Raw genomic sequence first — 16,591 nt, 5'->3', positions numbered from 1 at the left:
CCGCCTTCGTCATCCCGTGGAGCGCGAAGCGCGTCTCGAAGGACGCACGGCCCATCTGCAAGGAGCTTAGGCCATGGAACACCGCCGCCTGGGTCGTTCGGACCTTCTGATCGCGCCGCTGATGCTGGGCGGCAACGTGTTCGGCTGGACGGCCGACGAGGCGACCTCGCACCGCGTGCTGGACGCCTTCGTCGACGGCGGCTTCAACGCCATCGACACCGCCGACGTCTATTCGGCCTGGGTTCCCGGTTATACCGGCGGGGAGTCCGAACGGGTGCTCGGGACCTGGCTGAAGGCGCGCGGCCGGCGCGACGACGTGATCATCGCCACCAAGGTCGGCATGTGGCCGGCCAGGCCCGGCCTGTCGGCGGCCAACATCGCCGCGGCGGTCGAGGAGTCGCTGCAGCGGCTCCAGACCGACTACATCGACCTCTACCAGTCGCATCGGGACGACGCCGACACGCCCCAGGACGAGACGCTGGAGGCCTACGACCGGCTGGTGAAGGCGGGCAAGGTGCGGGCGATCGGCGCCTCCAACTTCGACGCCGGCCGGTTGTCCTCGGCCCTGGCGGTTTCGGAGGCCAAAGGGCTGCCGCGCTACGACACGCTGCAGCCGGCCTACAACCTGATGGATCGCGCCATCGAGGCGTCGCTGCAGCCGCTGTGCCTGGAGCAGGACGTGAGCGTCATCAGCTACTACGGCCTGGCCAGCGGCTTCCTAACCGGCAAGTACCGCTCGGCGGACGATCTCGGGAAAAGCCCGCGCGGCGGGGCGGTGAAGAAGTATCTGGAGAGCGAGAAGGGGCCCAGGGTCCTGGCCGCCCTGGACCAGGTCGCCGCCGAGACCGGCGCGACGCCGGCGCAGGTCGCCCTGGCCTGGGTCATCGCCAAGCCGGCCGTGGCCGCGCCGATCGCCAGCGCCACCAGCGTCGCGCAGCTCGAGGAGCTGATGGGCGCCGCCCGCCTGGCGCTGGATCCGGCGCACCTCGCCCGGCTGGACGCCGCCTCGGCCTAGCTCCGCTTGACCGCCAGGGCCCAGACGATCACGGCGCAGGTGTAACCGAGCAGGGCCCAGGACAGGACGTCCCACCAGCCGTCCCCGACCAGGGCGCAGATCAGCCCCGCCAGCCCGATGATCCCCAGGACCGTCGGCTGGCGGTAGACCTCGCGCCAACGCTTCTTGCCGCCCTTGGCGCCGGCCATCAGGCGTCTCCCGCGCGGGCCAGGGCGGGCGTCGCCGCGCCGCCGGTCTCCAGCTCCTTGAGCCGCGCCTCCAGCGAGGTCCGCCGCTTGCCGAGCCAGAGGTAGAGGCCGCTGCCCAGCACGACGATGCTGATGATGTCCAGCACCGCCCACAGAATCTTGAGCGGCATCTCGCCGTAGTCGCCGAAGTGCAGCGGCTGCGACAGGAACAGGCCCTGGATGTACCAGGGCATGCTGCGCATGTCGGTCAGCTTGCCGGTCTCAACGTCGATCAGGGCCGGGGTGTAGAGCTTGCTGGTCAGCGCCGTCTCGCCGTGCATGTAGACGGCGTAGTGGTGCGGGCTGCTGTACGGCGTGCCGGGGAAGGCGATGAAGGACGGGGTCATGCCCGGAGCCGCGGCCTTGGCCGTATCGACCGCCGCCTGCACCGAGCCGAACCGGGTCGGCGGGGGCAGGGTCTTGTACGCGCTGACCATCTCGGCCAGCTGGTCGTTCTGCCAGGCCGAGATCAGCGGGTCGGACAGGGTGTTGATCACCCCCGTGAAGCCGACCACCGCCGCCCAGGACAGGGTGACGATCCCAAGCAGGTTGTGCAGGTCCAGCCACTTCAGCCGGCTGCTGCGGGAGGTCCGCACCGTGCCGAAGTCCAGCTTGCGCATGAACGGGCCGTAGACGACCACGCCCGAGACGATCGAGACCACGAACAGCGCGCCCATCCCGCCCAGGAAGAGCATTCCCGGCAGTCCCGCGAACAGGTCGGTGTGCAGCCGGAACAGGATCCACATGATCCCTTCGTTGAAGGGCGGGATCTTGATCGCCTCGCCCGTGCGGGCGTCGAAGGCGGTCGAGGTGGTGTCGTTCGGCGGCGTCTCCAGGCTCGGCGCGCTGTTGACGTAGAGGATCGGGTCGTGGTCGTCGAAGCTGAGGTACAGCGGCACGCCGCCGGGAACGACGCCGGCCTTCAGCACTTGGTCCAGGTTCGCCGGCGCGGTCGCGGCCACGACCGGCTTCACCTCCGGATGGCGGCCGGTCAGTTCCTCGATCTCGTGCCAGAAGATCAGCGGCAGCCCGGTGATGCACAGCATCAGCAGGAAGACGGTGCAGATCAGGCTGGTCCATTTGTGGACCAGGTACCAGTTCCGGACGGTTCCGTGCTTCATCCCGAGGCTCCTAGAAGCGATAGCTCAAGGTCCCGACGACGTTCCGGCGGTTGCCCGTGAAGCAGTCGCCGAAGGTGCGGCATGAGGTGTAGTAGCTCTTGTCGAACAGGTTGGTTGCGCTGAGCGTGAAGGACCAGGCTTTCCAGTCCAGGGCCGCCAGCCCGTCCCACAGGGTGTAGCTCGGCGTCGTGATCGCGCCGGCCAGTCCCGTCGACGGGGTGGTGATGGCGCTGGGCAGGCCGGTCGAGAGGGTCTCGCCGACGTAGCGGGCGCCGCCGCCCAGGCGCAGGTCCACCTCGTCGGCCAGGCGGAAGGTCTTCACCGCCCAGAGCGAGGCCTGATGCTTGGGCGTGTCGCTGAGCTGCACGCCGATCTCGGGCGTGAAGATGCTGCTGGTCACCTCGGCCCGGGTGAAGCTGTAGGCGGCGGTGACCACCAGGTCGCGCGTCACCGCGTGCGAGGCCTCGACCTCGAAGCCTGTCGATTCCACCTCGCCGGTCTGGGTGGAGTTGAGCACGAAGTAGGGGTCGTTCGTCAGCCGGTTGGTCTCGGTGATCTTGTAGGCGGCGAAGCTGACCAGCGTGCCGGCGCGCGGCTGCCACTTCACGCCGCCCTCCAGCTGCCGGCCTTCCTGCGGCTGGTAGGGCTTGCCGTAGACGTCCAGACCGGAGACCGGCAGGAAGGATTCGGCGTAGCTGATGTAGGGCGACACGCCCTGGCCCAGATCGTAGATCGCCCCGACGCGATAGGTCGTGGCCTCGTCCGTCTGCCGGTAGGCTCCGACCTGGTTCTTGGCCTTGTCCCGCCGCACGCCGAGCACCAGCGACAGGTCGTTCCAGCGGATCTGGTCCTGGAGATAGAGGCCGACCTGGGTCTGGTCCTGGGGATCCAGCGCGGCGAGCGCGGGCGCCGTGAACGTCCCGTAGACCGGCCGGTAGGCGTCGATGGAGGTCGTCGCGCCGAAGCCGCTGCGGCTGGTCTCGTTGAAATCGATGTAGTCGATCCCGATCAGCAGCCGGTGTTCGAAGGCGCCGGTGGTGAAGCGATACTGGGCGTTGAGGTCCGCGGTCCAGGTCTTGGTGTCGGAGCGGATCGAATAGGCGCTGCGCGGCAGGATGCGCCTGTCCGCGTCCAGGAACGGGCTGCCCGGGCTCAGGTAGACGTTCGGATAGATCTCGTCGAAGGCGGCGTCGGCCTTCACGTAGCGGAGGCCGCCATTGACGGTCAGGCGATCGGAGAAGCGGTGCTCGACCAGCAGGGTCGCGCCGGTCTGGTTGGTGTCCAGGCGGTCGAAGTCCGGTTCGCCGAGGAAGGTGCGATCGTCCAACCGGCGGCCGGCCGGCGCCTGGAGCGAGGCGGTGACAGGCAGGAACTGCTGGCTGGAGGCGGTGCGGTCCCGCTGGATCACGCCCAGCAGGGTGACGGTCGTCGCGTCGGTCGGCTTCCAGGCCAGCGAAGGGGCCAGCAGCAGGCGGTCGTCGTCGATGTGGCGGGTCTGCAGGCCGCTGTCCCGCGCCACGCCGACCAGCCGCCCCGAGACCCCGCCGCCCAGGCCGCCGGTGACGTCGAACTGCAGCTGCTTGCGGTCCCAGCCGCCGTACTGCAGCGCGACCTCGCCGCCGAAGTCCTCGCGCGGCCGCTTGCTCATCATGTTGACGATGCCGCCGGTGTTGGACTGGCCGTAGAGCACCGACGAGGGGCCGCGCAGCAGCTCGACCCGTTCCAGGGTGTAGGTCTCGGTGCGCGGGATCAGGCTGTAGCCGACCAGCTTGCGCATCCCGTCCTGGTACTGGGTCGAGTAGAAGCCCCGCGCGGCCGGCTGGTCCTGGCGGGTGTCCAGGCCGTAGGCCTCGCTGTTGACGCCGGCGGTGTAGCGCAGCGTCTCCTGCATGGTGGTGACGCCGCGGTCGGCGAACAGCTCGGCCGGGACGACGCTGATCGCCTGGGGCGTCTCGAGCAGTCGCGTGTCGGTCTTGGTCGCGGTGGTCGCGCGCTGGGCGGTGATGACGACCTGGTCGACATCGGTCGCGTCGTTCGCCAGCGCGAGGGCCGGGGCCCAGGCCAGACCGCTCGCCGCGAGCAGAGCCGTCTTCAAAGCCACGCGACGGCCAACACGCTTCGACATGCCGATGTCCCCGGAGATCACAGTTCGGGGCTTGTTAGGGGAGGGCCTTTCTCAATGCAACTGACTCTCACCCGCGCTCGCAGTAGCCGCCGTGTCAGGCGATCCGGCGGCCGTCCAGTGAGGCCAGGCGCAGGGCGCGGGCCTCGTCGCCCTCGCCGCCGCCGGTGATGGCGACCATGGCCAGGTCGCGGATCGGCCGGCCCTGCATCTGTCCCACGCTGCCCAGCGGCTGGTAGAGGCCTAGGAAGCGGTCGATCTCGCCGCTGGGGCCCGTCAGCGGCGCCAGCAGGATCTCGAGCGGCAACGGAACGGCGCCGTCGATCAGGGCGTCCGCGTGGATGACCACGGGCTCGGGGCGTCGGCGGGCGATCTCCAGGGCGGATTTCAGCCGCCAGCGGTCGCCGGCGCGCCACAGCTCCAACAGGCAGCGGCCGCGCAGGTCCTGGCGATGAAGGTCGGACACCAGCCCGCCCACGAGGCGGAACGGGAACCGGCCCTGGTTGCTGCGGCCGACGATGATCGCCTGCGGCAGCAGGGTGTGGAAGGCCATGGGGTCGATGTCGGCGCGGCGCGGCGCGAGCGCGTCGCCGCGCTGGGCCCGCCAATACTCCGTCAATCGTTCCGTGTTGGGATGGACCATGGCCTGACCCTCCGCCGAACGGCTCCAAGCAGCCGCACGAGGGTTGCAGGGAAGGTTCGGGCCAGGTCCGTTTTGTTCCGTTTCGGGACGAGGGGGTCGCGACGGCGCGGTTCTTGCAGGCGGACGCGGTGAATATTTCGGAGGGGGCTCGCCCATGGCGCCTCGGAACTTCCTGATTGCCTTGGCTGGAGGCGTTCTGCTCTGGCTCGGGTCGGCCGCCCTGGATGGCGGGAACGCGGAGGCGCAATGCTGCGCCCCGCCGCCGCCGCCGTGCTGCACGCCGCCCGCGCCGCCGCCGTGCTGCCGCCCCCCGTCGCCGCCCCCACGGCCGCCTCAGCCGCCGGTCTGCTGTGGCGGCGGCGGGCGCACCAATGTGATCGTCAACAACAACGCCGTGGCGGTCGCCGTCAGCGGCGCGTCCGCCGGCGCGGGCGCTCGCGCCGGCGCCGCCGCGAACGTCTACTACGGCGGCGGCGGCGGTGGCGGCGGCTACATGCCCCCGTCCGGCGGCGGCATGATCCAGGGCCTGAACGTCCAGGGGCTGCAGAAGACCCGCAAGGTCGCCTACGAGGCGACCCGCACCCGGATGCGCCGCGTGGTCATCCAGGCCTTCTGCCTGGACGACCGCAACATCCCGCACCCGGCCTCCCAGGTGTTCCCCGACCGCGACGTGGCCGAGGCCTTCGAGGGCGAACTGTACCGCTGCATCGCCGGCACCCGCATGCAGACCACCATCGCCGACTTCAACGAGCGCATCTCCTTCGACGGCGGCCAGACCATGATCTGCGCCAAGGGCGAGGCCCTGCACCGTCGTCGCGGCGCCGGCGGCGCCAGCGACTATGAGCTGGTCTGCCGTCCGCAGAAGCCGGCCCGCGACTGCAACGAGCGCAGCCTGCTGCGTCGCTTCGGCGCCGGGGTGAAGGTGCTGACCATGATCAGCGTCGAAAAGTACGTGACCTACCGCGAGGAGGTCGTCGCCGAGGAGGCCTCGGCCGTCGGCGCGCTGAATCTCGACGGCGGCGTGGGCGGCTACGTCTACTAGGACGCGGCGGGCGTCCGGACATGAGAAGGGCGTCTCCAGTTTCCTGGAGACGCCCTTTTTCTTCGCCGGATGGCGCGGTCAGCCCGCCAGGCCCGAGAGCAGCTGGCTGCGGGCGATGCAGCTTTCCATGATCGGCGCGTAGCGATCGAGCGCCTCGCGCGGAGGCAGGCGAGGCTTGCCCTCCGGCGCCAGCTGGGCCTTGAACTCGGTCATCAGCTTGTCGTGGACCGCCTTGGCCTTCTCCTTGCCGATCGTCTCGGCGAGGGTGTTGGCGCGCTTGCTCAGAGTCGGCTCGGCGACGTCCATCTTCTCGATCAGAGCCTTGTCGGCGTCGGTCAGGACGATCGGCGAGCCCGGCTTGGCCAGGGACTCGTAGAGGCTGGCCGCCAGGGCGCATTGGCCGAGCGAGCGCAGCTCATGCTCCTGCGCCGGCGCGGCCCAGGCCGCCGTCGCTGTCGCAGCGGCCAGCCCGAGGCCGAGGATCGCGGCGCGGATCATTGCGCCGCCGCCTTGTCGGGCGTCCCGCCCGCGGTCGCAGGCCGCACCACCAGTCGCCATGCCTTGTCCTCCGTCAGATACTGTTTCGCCGCCGCCTGGACGTCGGCCGCCGTGACCCGCTCATAGCCGGCCAGCAGGGACCGGATCGTGGCCAGCCGGCGCGGATCGGTCTGGGCCCCGGCCAGCTCGCCGAGCCAGTACTCGTTGGTTTCCCGGGCCTTGGTCAGCCGCTCCAGGCGCGGCTTCTTGGCGCGGTCCATCTCGTCCGCCGTTGGGGGCGAAGCCCGCAGGTCGGCGGCGATCTTGGCGACGTCGCGATAGAAGCCGTCGACCAGCGCCGGCGGCACCTCGACCCGCGCCGAGACGTAGCCCCAGCCGCGCCAGACGTCGCTGGCGACCGACCCCACGGACGGGGAATAGGTCGCACCCTGCTTCTCGCGCAGTTCATCGGTCAGCCGCAGGTTCATGACGTCCGCCAGGACGGCGGCGTTCCGGGCCCGCTGCATGTCGGCGAAGAAGTCGTCGGTCTTCCAGGCGACATAGGCCACGGCTTGGTCGTCGCGCCCCTTGTGGGTCAGCACTTCCGGCGCGGCGTTGGGGGCGGGGAAGCCGACCACGCCCATCGGGTCGTCCTTCCGCTGGGCGCGGGCGGGCAGGGCGCCGAAGGTGCGCGCCACCGCGGCGATCGCCTTCTCCTCGGTGATGTCGCCGACGATGACGATCTCCAGGGGACCGGTCGTCAGGGCGCTGTTGAAGGCGGTCTTGAGATCGCCAGGCGCCGCTGAGGCCAGATCCTGGGCCGAGGGCCAGGTCCAGCGGCGGTCGCCGTTGTGCAGCAGGCCCGCCAGATCGCGGCTGAAGACGCCGTTGTCGGTCGCTTCCCACTGCGCGTTCAGGGTGCCGGCGTAGGTCCGCAGCCGTTCGAACGCCTCCGGACGCCAGCCGGGCTCCGAGGCGTAGGCGGCCAGGACCTGCAGCTGGGTGTCCAGATCCTCGGGGCGGGTGCCGCCGCTCAGGCTGTAGGCGTCGTCCTCCACCGAGAAACGCGCCCCGTACAGCTTCGAGGCCAGGACGCGTTCGATATCTTCCTGAGGGATCTTGGCCAGGCCGCCCTCGATGACCGCGCCCGAGGCCCAGCCGAGCGACTGCCGGTCAGCCGGTTGGCTCAGCAAGCCGTCGCCGATGCGAACCTTCACCAGCACCTGGTCGTCGCGGAACTTGGTCGGCTTGACGGTAAGCCGCACGCCGTTCTCGAACCGGACGAAGGCGGCGTCCAGATCGGTCACGTCGGTCTGTTCAACGACCTTGCTCGGCGCACCGAACGACTCGTAGGGCCAAGCGACCTGGCGCACGGCCTCCGGCGGAGCGACGGCGACCTTTCGCGCCGATTCCAGGGCGGCGGTCACCGCCGCCTCGTTGCCGTCGATCGGCTTGGGGGTCGCGACGAACACCAGCGGTCCCGAGCCGGCGAAGGCCTTCTTCAGCGCGGCCGACACGGTTTCCGCCTTCAGGTCCTTCACCAAGGCCTCGAAGAAGGCCAGATCCTGGGCGGGACTGGTGACCACCTCCTCGTCGCCGATCGAGCCGACGATGCCGTCGGCCAGGTTCGGGGTGCGGCGGGTGGCGGCCGCGGCGACACGCGCCGTCAGGGAGGCGCGGATCTCCGCGATCTCGCGATCGAGCTCGTCCTGGCGCACGCCGTACTGCACCGCGCGGCGCTGTTCAGCGTCGACGGCGGTCAAGGCGGGCTGCCACTCGCCGGGGCGGGCGGTGACGGCCAGGGTGGTGATTCTCGCCGTTCGGAACTGGTCGCCGGCGAAGGCGCCGGCGCTGAGGAAGGGCGGCTGGCCGCCGCGGGCGATCGCTTCGAGCCGGCGGTTCAGAACCGCGAAACCGAGCTGTTCGGTCCAGCTCTTCCGGCGTTCCGCGTTCGAGTCCCGCGCCAGATCGGGCGGCGAGACCCAGGAGATCTGCATGTTGGTCGCGGAGCCTGGCTCGACCACGATCATGGTCTCGAGGTCGCGCTTGGCGACCTTGCCGCGATCAGGATTCGCGCCGGCCGGCCCCGTTCCGCTCCAGTCGCCGAACAGGCCCTTGATCTTGGCTTCCATGGCGTCGACGTCGAAGTCGCCGACCATCACCAGCGTCGCCCGTTCCGGGCGGTAGTATCGATGGTAGAAGTCGACGATCTCGTCCCGCGGCGCGGTGCGCAGAACGTCGACCTTGCCGATCGGCAGGCGCTCCGGCGGGCGCTGGCCCTTCAGGTTGAAGTTCAGCCGGGCCTTGAACACGCGCCAGCTGGGGCCGTCGCGGGTCCGCTCCTCCGACAGCACGACGCCGCGCTCGCGGTCGACGGCGTCCGCGGCGATCAGCAACTCGCTGGCCGTTTCCCGCATCATCTTCAACGACAGATCGACGGTGGCGTCGTCGGTCCGCGGCAGGTCGAGCTGGTAGACGGTCTCGTCGAAACCGGTCGAGGCGTTGGTGTCGGCCCCGAAGGCCAGGCCCTGGCGCTCGAGCGCCTTGACCATCTCGCCTTCCGGAATGCCCTTCGAGCCGTTGAAGGCCATGTGCTCCAGGAAGTGGGCCAAGCCCTGCTGGGCGTCGGTCTCCATCAGCGAACCGGCGGCGATGTGCAGGCGCAGCGCGGCCTGGCCGGGCGGGGTCGCGTTGCGCATCAGGGCGTAGCGCATGCCGTTGGGCAGCGCGCCGAAGCGGACCGTGGGGTCGGCCGCGACGTCCGTCGCCGCCTGCGGCCATTGGCCGGGCTGCAGCGCCGGCGCGGCGGCCGAAGCGAACAGGGCGGGCTTGGCGGGTTTCGCCGCAGCGGCGGGGGCGTCTGAAGCCTTGCCGGAGAAGCTCGGGAGTTTGTCCGTCAGGCCGGCGCAGGCGGTGAGGGACAGGGCCGACACGGCGACGAGGGCCGGGCGGACGAGACGGATCATGCGGGAATGTATCTCGAAAGGGGCATAGCGTTGTCGCCACCTTCGCCGTCGGTTGCGGCGAACGCAAGGCTGGATCAGGGCCGATGTCTTGCGACTGTCGTACAAGCAGGAGAGGGTCGACGGGTGACTCCGAGTCTGCGCGACCTTCTTCTGGCCTCGCTGAAGGTCGGCTGCCTGGGCTTCGGCGGCCCGGCCGGGCAGATCGCGCTGATGCATCGCGTCTTCGTGGAGGAGAAGCGCTGGATCGACGAGCCGCGCTATCTCCACGCCCTGGGGTTCTGCACCCTGCTGCCCGGTCCGGAAGCGCAACAGCTGGCGACCTATGTCGGCTGGAGCTTGAGGGGGACCTGGGGCGGACTGGCCGCGGGTCTGCTGTTCGTGCTGCCGGGCGCGGCGCTGATGTTCGCGCTCTCCTGGCTCTACGCTGTCCATGGCGAGACGCCTTTGGTCGCCGCCGCCTTCGACGGGGTGAAGGCGGCCGTCCTGGCGCTCGTCCTGGAGGCGATCGTGCGCCTGGGCCGCCGGGCCCTGACCGGTCCGGCGGACGCGATCATCGCCGTCGCCGCCTTCGTGGCGCTCACCGTCGCCGGCCTGCCGTTCCCGCTGGTGGTGCTGGCCGCCGCCGCCATCGGCGCCATCCGGGGCCGGCCGGATGTGGAGGAGCCGGCCGAGGCGGCGCCGCTGCCGCCGAAGCGCCGGACGTTGGCCACAATTCTCCTCTGGACCGTGATCTGGCTGGCGCCTCTGGCCGCCAGCCTGGTCCTGCTCGGCGGCGACCATTGGCTGTCCCGGCTCGGCGGGGTGTTCGCGGCCCTGGCGGCGACCAGTTTCGGCGGCGCCTACGCCCTGCTGGCCTGGCTTCAGCAGCAGGCGGTGGAAACCTATGGCTGGCTGACCACGGCCCAGATGGTCGACGGGTTGGGTTTGGCCGAGACCACGCCGGGGCCGCTGGTCCTGGTCAATCCGTTCGTGGGCTTCATGGCTGGCTGGAATGCGACTGGCGGCGGGCTCGGCTGGGCCGCCGCGGGATCGTCGATGGCGCTGTGGCAGACCTTCGCGCCCAGCTTCCTGTTCATCTTCGCCGGCGCGCCCTACGCCGACGCCCTGCGCCGCAGCCGCCTCGCCCGCGGGGCTCTGGCGGGGGTCATGGCGGCCGTTCTGGGCGTTGTCGCCGGGCTGGCCCTGTGGTTCGGGCGACAGGTTCTGCTGCCTGAAGGGCAGGGGTTCGACGCCGGAGCGGCCGCCGTCGCCGTGATCGCGGCGATCGCGCTCATGCGGTTCAGGGCCAACGTCGTTCTGGTCGTGGCCGCCTGCGCCGCCGCCGGCGTCGTCCGGGCGCTGCTGGCCTAGCTTCCGGGCCGGCTGACGAAGAAGTTGGCGTTGTTGCCGATGGCCGTGGCGGTGCTGTTCACCGACCGGGCCGAGCCGGTGATCGTCGTCCGCGCGTCGGCGCCGACATCGGCGTCGTTGGTCTGACGGTTGTTGACGTTCATCGAACCCACGCAGGCCGAGCAGCTGTAGGCGGTGACGTCGTTGGCGATCGCGGTCGCGCGGCTGTAGGCGTCATAGCCTTCGTGGCCTGTGAAGCTGGCGATCGCCTCGACGCCGCCGCCGGTGTTGACCTGGACATTGTCCAGAACGACCGCCTCGCCGTTGTCGCCGGCCAGGACGGAATTGCCGACCGCGTTGGCGTCGACGACCCCTTCGCCGAACTGGTAGGCAGATCCTTCCGCCTGAGCGCGGACGTAGGCCTGATTGTACTGGTTGGACGCCACGTCGAGCAGCGGGCCGTCGTTGACCGCCCCGACGATGTTGCCGCTGGCCTGGGCCGAGGTCCGCGCGGTCTGGGCGTTGCCATAGGCGGTGAACTGGCTGGCCTGGACCAAGTTGCTGGTGTTGACCTGACTGGTCGCGATCCGCGCCGCCGAGGTGTTGGTCCCGACCAGGGCGACGCTGTTGCCCGCGGCGACGCCGGAAACGTTGGCCGTGCCGGAGACGTATTGCACCGTCGCCCCGCCGTCGGCGAGGACGTCGGCGGCGCTGCTCTGGTTGACCCGGACCCCGGCCGAGCCGTTGACCAGGTTGATCCCGGCGCTGTTCGACACCGCCGTGGTGGCGACGCCGAGGTCGCCGGCGCGGCCGGTCGGCGCCTCGACGTAGCCGCGGGCGGTGACGTCGGGCGAATAGGTGGCGATCTGGGTCAGGACGCCGGTCACCGTGCCCTGCTCGGCGTAGACGCTGGCGGCGTTGCCGGTGGCGGTGGTGTTGATCTGCGAGGCGGCGCCCAGGCTGCCCGTGGCGTTCACGGTCGTCGTCGCCCTGGCCGAAGCGGCCATGGTCTGGTTCGAGATCACCGACATGTCGGTTCCGACCACGGAGCCGGCAGCGCTGTTGCCGGTCGCCGTGGTTTCCAGGCCGACGCCTTCCTGCACCGAGACGACGTCCAGGGTCTGGGTGGCGAAGACGTCGCCCAGCTGGATCTGGTTGTTGATGACCGGACTGGCGGTCTGCGCCTGGCTAGTACCGGCCGCGCAGATTGCCGTCGCGGCGATCATTCCAGCGAGACGGGTCTTCCCGGGTCGAGGCATTGTTGGTGTCCAGGTTGTTGTACGCGGGCACGAAGGCGCCGGTCAGGCCGGTGGTCCCGCCGCCGAGCGGATCGCTGCTCATGCAGCCCTGGGGACCAGGCATGCCGTAGAGGTTGGCGGACATCTCGACGACCGCCCGCTCCACCAGGGCGCGGACGCCCAGCTGCAGCGGCTCCAGGGCGCCCGTGCCGCCGGAGATGTCGAAGACGTTGCCGTTCAGGAAGCGGAACACGCCCAGGCCGACTTCCTGGCCGATGATCTGCTTCTGGTAGGAGATGACGTCGACCACCTCGAGCGTGCGGCTGTTCACCAGCCGCAGGTCCATGGCCACGTTCATGACGAACACGCGGGCGCCCAGGGTGCCCTTCAGGTCGCCGGCGTCGCGGTCGCCGCCGGCGAAATCCACGCCCGTCGAGCGGATATTGTAGTTCAGCTCGGTGACGCCGCCGATCAGGTGGAAGTCCGAGCCCGGCATCTGACCGGAGAAGATCTTGCGCGGTTCGGACGGGCCGTCCGAGTTCGGGATCGGGGCGTCGCCGATCAGCTTGTTGTTGGCGTATTTGAGCTCCAGTTCCGACACCGAGGTGTCGAACCGCTCGACCAGCGGCATGCCGGCCTTGGCGAAGGCGCTCATCGCCATCAGGGACGCGCCCTGGGTGACCTTCCGGCCCGAGCCGTCGGACTCTTCCTTGCCGGTATAGTCGGCGATGCGGCCGACGGCGATGCGCGGCGCACGGAGCTGGTACTGGCGCGCATACTGGCCGATGCAGACCAGCGCCGTGGAATAGGGCGTCGGGTTGGCCGTGACCGGCGCCGAGCCGATGGCGCTGGAATAGTTGCCGCTGGGCCCCGCGGCCGTGCTCGCGCAGCCCGAAAGGACCAGCGAGGCCGCGGCGAGAAGCGCGCCGGTCCGCGTTCCAGGCAGGATGGTCATCAGTTGCCTCCGACGCCGCCCGACTTGCCGCCGGCGGAGACGTTCCCGTTGTTGGTCTGGGTCGAGTTGACGATGACGGTGTTCCAGTTGCCCTGGGTCACGACGACCAGGTTGTTGCCGATCGCGGTGTTGTTGCCGCCGCCCACGCCGCCGCCGGAACCGCCGCCCACGCCGCCGCTGGTCCGGGCGTAGTAGCTCTGATCCGCGCCGGTCTGGATGACGCCGTCGATGATCACGCGATTGCCGTTGGCGTCCCGGGTGGAGGAGTCGACCATCCGGTTCTCCTGGCCCGAGGTCCGGCCGTAGCCGGCGTTGAACGAGGCGGAGTTGGCCTTCATCGTCTGGGCCTGCGCCAGCGGCGCCGCGGCGACGCCGACCAGCAGGACGAAGGCGGCTGTCGGCTTGAACAGGAAAGCGACCATTGGAATAAAGGCTCCGCTCGGCTCGATGGGCAGGCCGCTACAAGCAATCGGCGTGCCAAAACAGGACAACCGCCATCTTGGCTGCAGACCTCTCTTGATTTGGTTAAGCGAACGCTGGAACCCGTATGACCCCGATCGACGACCGTCCGACCCGCCGGGAGCCCGTCCTCAACGCGCCCTGGCCGCCGCTGCTGCTGCTTCTGATCATGCTGCTGGTGTTCCTGTTCCAGCGGACGGTCGACCAGCCGGTCTGGCTCAACCTGGCCTTCGCGCCGGCGATGCTCGGCCTTGAACGCCCCTGGACCATGGTGACCACGCAGTTCCTCCATGGCGGCTGGATGCATTTCCTGCTGATGAGCGCCGGCGTTCTGGCGTTCGGCACGCCCGTCGCGCGGCTGTTCGGCCTCGATCTGCGGGGCGGGGTCCTGTTCTTCCTCTTCTTCCTGGTCTGCGGGGTGGTCGGCCTGGCGGGCTTTTCGGCCCTTCACTTGGATTCATGGGCCCCGGCGCTCGGCGTCTCGGTGGCGATGTCCGGCCTGACGGGGGCCGCCGGGCGATTGATCGAAAAGCGTGGCGAGCTGGGCTCGCCCTGGGGACGGGTCCCCCTGACCTTCGCCCTGGCCTGGACCGGCGTGAACGCCTTGACCGGCCTGGCGCCTCTTCTGTTGGGGCCTGGCATGAAGATCGCCTGGGAGGCCCACATCATCGGCTTCTTCGCGGGGATGTTCCTCGTCGGCGTGTTCGCCCGCTTCGCACGGCCAGTTTATTCGGCGACTCATTGATTCCCTGGAGCGTTTGGAGGACGCTGTTCGTTCTAGAAGGACAGTGAGGGAGGAGGCGCGAGTGCTCGTTTCACAGATCCTGAAGGGCAAGGGGGACCTGGTCTTCACCGCCGGACCGGCGGAGACGGTCGGGGCGGTGGCGGCCCTGCTTCACGCCCGCCGGGTCGGGGCCATGATCGTGGTCGACGGCGAGGCGGTGGTCGGCATCGTCTCGGAACGCGACATCGTCCGGGTGGTGGCCGAGGGCGGCGCCGCGGCGCTGGCGCGGCCGGTCGACAGCTGCATGACCCGCGACGTGGTCTTCGCCAGCCCGGCCGAGACCATCGATTCCCTGCTCAGCCGCATGACCGACCGGCGCATCCGCCATCTGCCGGTGCTTCGGGACGGCCGGCTGGCCGGGATCGTCTCGATCGGCGACCTGGTGAAGTACAAGATCAGCGAGGTCGAGGCCGAGGCCGACGGGCTGAAGGCCTACATCGCCGCCGGCTGAGGCGGCGGCATGACCGGGATCTCGACGGCGCCGGCCTTGGCCGCGTCGGCCAGGCTGTAGCTGTCGAGCACGGCGGAGGTGGCGTCCCGGGCGCGCAGCAGGGCCTCGCGCAGCGAGCAGGTCTCCAGGTCGGGGCAGTCGTCGCATTTGCGGAACGCGGTGCGGCTGACGCAGGGGGCGAGGGCGAGCGGCCCGTCGATGACGCGGATGACTTCGGCGAAGGTCACCGATTCCGCGGGGCGACCCAGCGAGTAGCCGCCGAACTTGCCGCGCCGGCTGCGGACGATGCCGCGGCGCGACAGCTCCAGAAGAATGGCTTCCAGGAACTTCCGCGGCGCGTCCGCGCGGGTGGACAGATCGGCGGCCGTGACCTGGCCGCCGTCCTCCCGGGCCAGTTCGACCAGGGCGCGCAGCGCGTATCGGGCCTTGTGCGACAACATCGGCAGTTTTCTCCCGCGACTGTCTTTGCCGGGCGGGGGCGGGGCGTGCAAGCGCGCAGCGCGCGGACGATCGAGAACGATGTTCCCAACAAATGTCGACAGGCGGGCTTGCCGAGTCGGAGGCCGGCTTCTATATCGCCGCTCCTCGCAGACGTCGGCCCAGCTTCGGTCGGTCGAGAGCGTTTCTCGCTCTTGATTTTTCCGAAAGTTGTCGCTAACTTCCGCGGGTTCAATCGACTCGATGGCGAGTTTCGGAGGTTGCCTCCCGGGCAACCCCTGGCGCCAGTCTTGTCTCCATCTCTAGCGAGGTGGAGCGGGCTTCGGTCGGTCTGAAGCGAGCTTCTTCAATCTTCCTGAAAAGGTCGATTGACTCGGCTCTGGGGCTTCAATAGAAGCGCCGCTCCTTCGGTTCTCCCCCGGCATCGCCGAGTGAAATCGAAAGAAGCAAAATGGTTGATCCTAAGTATTGGATCATTGTTTTGCTGGCGGTGACTTCGGTTGGCGCTTCCGTCCTGCGGATCTGCTTTTGCGAGTGGTTCTGCAGGGTCTCTGGAAAAGCGAGCGAATGTGAATTTGTTCGGTTGACAGGGAAAATTGGAGCGACTAGATACGCCGCTCTTCGCCGCCGCCGGGCATTGTACGGTGGGTTGGGGCTTCGGCGCTGACGGGTCTTTGACATTGTAGATAGGAAAGAGAAACGCAGGCGGCGGTGTTTCGCGGGCAGAGCAAGTCTGTCCTTGAACGCTGACAAATGCGGTCTCTTGAAGACACCATGGACTATGGACTGGACGCCTTTTGGTGTCTGGTCGATGTGCATGGGAACTCGTCAAGAAACTATGCAAAACCAGAACGAGCTTTGGTCCTTCGGGATTGAGGTACAGTGATGGGTTAGCGGTCTAACTCAACCTGAGAGTTTGATCCTGGCTCAGAGCGAACGCTGGCGGCAGGCCTAACACATGCAAGTCGAACGATCCTTCGGGATAGTGGCGGACGGGTGAGTAACACGTGGGAACGTGCCCTTTGGTTCGGAACAACTCAGGGAAACTTGAGCTAATACCGAATGTGCCCTTCGGGGGAAAGATTTATCGCCATTGGAGCGGCCCGCGTCTGATTAGCTAGTTGGTGAGGTAAAGGCTCACCAAGGCTACGATCAGTAGCTGGTCTGAGAGGATGATCAGCCACATTGGGACTGAGACACGGCCCAAACTCCTACGGGAGGCAGCAGTGGGGAATCTTGCGCAATGGGCGAAAGCCTGACGCAGCCATGCCGCGTGAATGATGAAGGTCTTAGGATTGTAAAATTCTTTCACCGGGGACGATAA

15 protein-coding genes and 1 rRNA gene (1 of these 16 running past the window's edge) are annotated in these 16,591 nt (G+C 68.9%); 6 read left to right on the top strand and 10 right to left on the bottom strand.

Annotated elements, in window-relative coordinates; all coding sequences use genetic code 11:
• The first annotated feature begins 73 nt into the window (after window positions 1-73).
• Complete coding sequence (locus CSW64_RS16770) at window positions 74-1,015, top strand: aldo/keto reductase (protein ID WP_099623172.1); 942 nt, start codon at window positions 74-76, stop codon at window positions 1,013-1,015.
• On the opposite strand, the gene CSW64_RS16765 is transcribed toward CSW64_RS16770, so the two are convergent.
• The 4 genes from CSW64_RS16765 to CSW64_RS16750 form a co-directional block, all read right to left on the bottom strand.
• Window positions 1,012-1,203, bottom strand: coding sequence for a hypothetical protein (locus CSW64_RS16765; RefSeq protein ID WP_099623171.1), 192 nt, complete (start codon window positions 1,201-1,203; stop codon window positions 1,012-1,014). The genes CSW64_RS16770 and CSW64_RS16765 overlap by 4 nt on opposite strands.
• Window positions 1,203-2,363, bottom strand: a complete 1,161-nt coding sequence (locus CSW64_RS16760; RefSeq protein WP_099623170.1) for a PepSY-associated TM helix domain-containing protein — start codon at window positions 2,361-2,363, stop codon at window positions 1,203-1,205. The genes CSW64_RS16765 and CSW64_RS16760 overlap by 1 nt, the downstream gene beginning before the upstream one ends.
• A gap of 10 nt (window positions 2,364-2,373) precedes the next feature.
• Window positions 2,374-4,488 (bottom strand): TonB-dependent siderophore receptor, encoded by a 2,115-nt coding sequence (locus CSW64_RS16755; protein ID WP_099623169.1) that lies wholly within the window; start codon window positions 4,486-4,488, stop codon window positions 2,374-2,376.
• A gap of 94 nt (window positions 4,489-4,582) precedes the next feature.
• Window positions 4,583-5,128: a PAS domain-containing protein gene (locus CSW64_RS16750; RefSeq protein ID WP_099623168.1), complete on the bottom strand. Its 546-nt coding sequence runs from the start codon at window positions 5,126-5,128 to the stop codon at window positions 4,583-4,585.
• Window positions 5,129-5,501: 373 nt separating this feature from the next.
• Between CSW64_RS16750 and CSW64_RS16745 the strand changes: the two genes are divergently transcribed.
• A complete protein-coding gene (locus CSW64_RS16745; protein WP_245863741.1) occupies window positions 5,502-6,170 on the top strand; it encodes a hypothetical protein in 669 nt (222 codons plus the stop codon).
• A gap of 78 nt (window positions 6,171-6,248) precedes the next feature.
• On the opposite strand, the gene CSW64_RS16740 is transcribed toward CSW64_RS16745, so the two are convergent.
• The gene (locus tag CSW64_RS16740) at window positions 6,249-6,668 is read right to left on the bottom strand and encodes a hypothetical protein (RefSeq protein WP_099623166.1); all 420 of its coding nucleotides are present in this window, start codon (window positions 6,666-6,668) and stop codon (window positions 6,249-6,251) included.
• On the bottom strand, window positions 6,665-9,613 hold the full coding sequence (locus CSW64_RS16735) for a M16 family metallopeptidase (protein ID WP_099623165.1): 2,949 nt from the start codon (window positions 9,611-9,613) through the stop codon (window positions 6,665-6,667). The genes CSW64_RS16740 and CSW64_RS16735 overlap by 4 nt, the downstream gene beginning before the upstream one ends.
• Window positions 9,614-9,736: 123 nt before the next feature.
• Here CSW64_RS16735 and chrA point away from each other — a divergent pair, with 123 nt between their 5' ends.
• On the top strand, window positions 9,737-10,963 hold the full coding sequence (gene chrA / locus CSW64_RS16730; RefSeq protein ID WP_245863740.1) for a chromate efflux transporter: 1,227 nt from the start codon (window positions 9,737-9,739) through the stop codon (window positions 10,961-10,963).
• Here the strand turns inward: chrA and hfaD are convergent.
• The 3 genes from hfaD to hfaA are packed head-to-tail and all read right to left on the bottom strand — an operon-like array spanning window position 10,960 to window position 13,557.
• Window positions 10,960-12,168: a holdfast anchor protein HfaD gene (gene hfaD / locus CSW64_RS16725; protein WP_245863739.1), complete on the bottom strand. Its 1,209-nt coding sequence runs from the start codon at window positions 12,166-12,168 to the stop codon at window positions 10,960-10,962. The genes chrA and hfaD overlap by 4 nt on opposite strands.
• Window positions 12,131-13,135 carry a holdfast anchoring protein HfaB gene (gene hfaB, locus CSW64_RS16720; protein ID WP_172448608.1) on the bottom strand — a complete coding sequence of 335 codons (1,005 nt, stop codon included), beginning with the start codon at window positions 13,133-13,135 and terminating at the stop codon, window positions 12,131-12,133. The genes hfaD and hfaB overlap by 38 nt, the downstream gene beginning before the upstream one ends.
• Window positions 13,135-13,557, bottom strand: a complete 423-nt coding sequence (gene hfaA / locus CSW64_RS16715) for a holdfast anchoring protein HfaA (RefSeq protein ID WP_099623162.1) — start codon at window positions 13,555-13,557, stop codon at window positions 13,135-13,137. Before hfaA ends, hfaB begins: the two co-directional genes overlap by 1 nt.
• Before the next feature lie 125 nt (window positions 13,558-13,682).
• On the opposite strand from hfaA, the gene CSW64_RS16710 reads away from it, so the two are divergent.
• Both CSW64_RS16710 and CSW64_RS16705 read left to right on the top strand, forming a co-directional pair.
• On the top strand, window positions 13,683-14,339 hold the full coding sequence (locus tag CSW64_RS16710; protein ID WP_099623161.1) for a rhomboid family intramembrane serine protease: 657 nt from the start codon (window positions 13,683-13,685) through the stop codon (window positions 14,337-14,339).
• A 61-nt stretch (window positions 14,340-14,400) separates the two neighbouring features.
• The gene (locus CSW64_RS16705; RefSeq protein ID WP_099623160.1) at window positions 14,401-14,829 is read left to right on the top strand and encodes a CBS domain-containing protein; all 429 of its coding nucleotides are present in this window, start codon (window positions 14,401-14,403) and stop codon (window positions 14,827-14,829) included.
• Here CSW64_RS16705 and CSW64_RS16700 read toward each other — a convergent pair.
• The gene (locus tag CSW64_RS16700; RefSeq protein ID WP_099623159.1) at window positions 14,811-15,269 is read right to left on the bottom strand and encodes an RrF2 family transcriptional regulator; all 459 of its coding nucleotides are present in this window, start codon (window positions 15,267-15,269) and stop codon (window positions 14,811-14,813) included. The two genes, CSW64_RS16705 and CSW64_RS16700, sit on opposite strands and share 19 nt — an antisense overlap.
• A 902-nt stretch (window positions 15,270-16,171) precedes the next feature.
• Here CSW64_RS16700 and CSW64_RS16695 point away from each other — a divergent pair.
• Window positions 16,172-16,591: ribosomal RNA gene (locus CSW64_RS16695) — 16S ribosomal RNA — on the top strand (it continues 1,060 nt past the right edge of the window).

Source organism: Caulobacter mirabilis (assembly GCF_002749615.1).
Taxonomy (GTDB): domain Bacteria; phylum Pseudomonadota; class Alphaproteobacteria; order Caulobacterales; family Caulobacteraceae; genus Caulobacter; species Caulobacter mirabilis.
Note: the sequence above shows the minus strand (reverse complement) of the source record. Positions and strands in the feature narration are given on the sequence as shown.

Bases quoted from the DNA above. Each gene is read 5' to 3' on its own strand.
- CSW64_RS16735 (WP_099623165.1), bottom strand. From the start codon at position 9,613: ATGATCCGTCTCGTCCGCCCGGCCCTCGTCGCCGTGTCGGCCCTGTCC.
- CSW64_RS16765 (WP_099623171.1), bottom strand. From the start codon at position 1,203: ATGGCCGGCGCCAAGGGCGGCAAGAAGCGTTGGCGCGAGGTCTACCGC.
- hfaA (WP_099623162.1), bottom strand. From the start codon at position 13,557: ATGGTCGCTTTCCTGTTCAAGCCGACAGCCGCCTTCGTCCTGCTGGTC.
- hfaD (WP_245863739.1), bottom strand. From the start codon at position 12,168: ATGATCGCCGCGACGGCAATCTGCGCGGCCGGTACTAGCCAGGCGCAG.
- CSW64_RS16760 (WP_099623170.1), bottom strand. From the start codon at position 2,363: ATGAAGCACGGAACCGTCCGGAACTGGTACCTGGTCCACAAATGGACC.
- CSW64_RS16750 (WP_099623168.1), bottom strand. From the start codon at position 5,128: ATGGTCCATCCCAACACGGAACGATTGACGGAGTATTGGCGGGCCCAG.
- CSW64_RS16740 (WP_099623166.1), bottom strand. From the start codon at position 6,668: ATGATCCGCGCCGCGATCCTCGGCCTCGGGCTGGCCGCTGCGACAGCG.
- hfaB (WP_172448608.1), bottom strand. From the start codon at position 13,135: ATGACCATCCTGCCTGGAACGCGGACCGGCGCGCTTCTCGCCGCGGCC.
- CSW64_RS16710 (WP_099623161.1), top strand. From the start codon at position 13,683: ATGACCCCGATCGACGACCGTCCGACCCGCCGGGAGCCCGTCCTCAAC.
- CSW64_RS16770 (WP_099623172.1), top strand. From the start codon at position 74: ATGGAACACCGCCGCCTGGGTCGTTCGGACCTTCTGATCGCGCCGCTG.
- CSW64_RS16755 (WP_099623169.1), bottom strand. From the start codon at position 4,488: ATGTCGAAGCGTGTTGGCCGTCGCGTGGCTTTGAAGACGGCTCTGCTC.
- CSW64_RS16700 (WP_099623159.1), bottom strand. From the start codon at position 15,269: ATGTTGTCGCACAAGGCCCGATACGCGCTGCGCGCCCTGGTCGAACTG.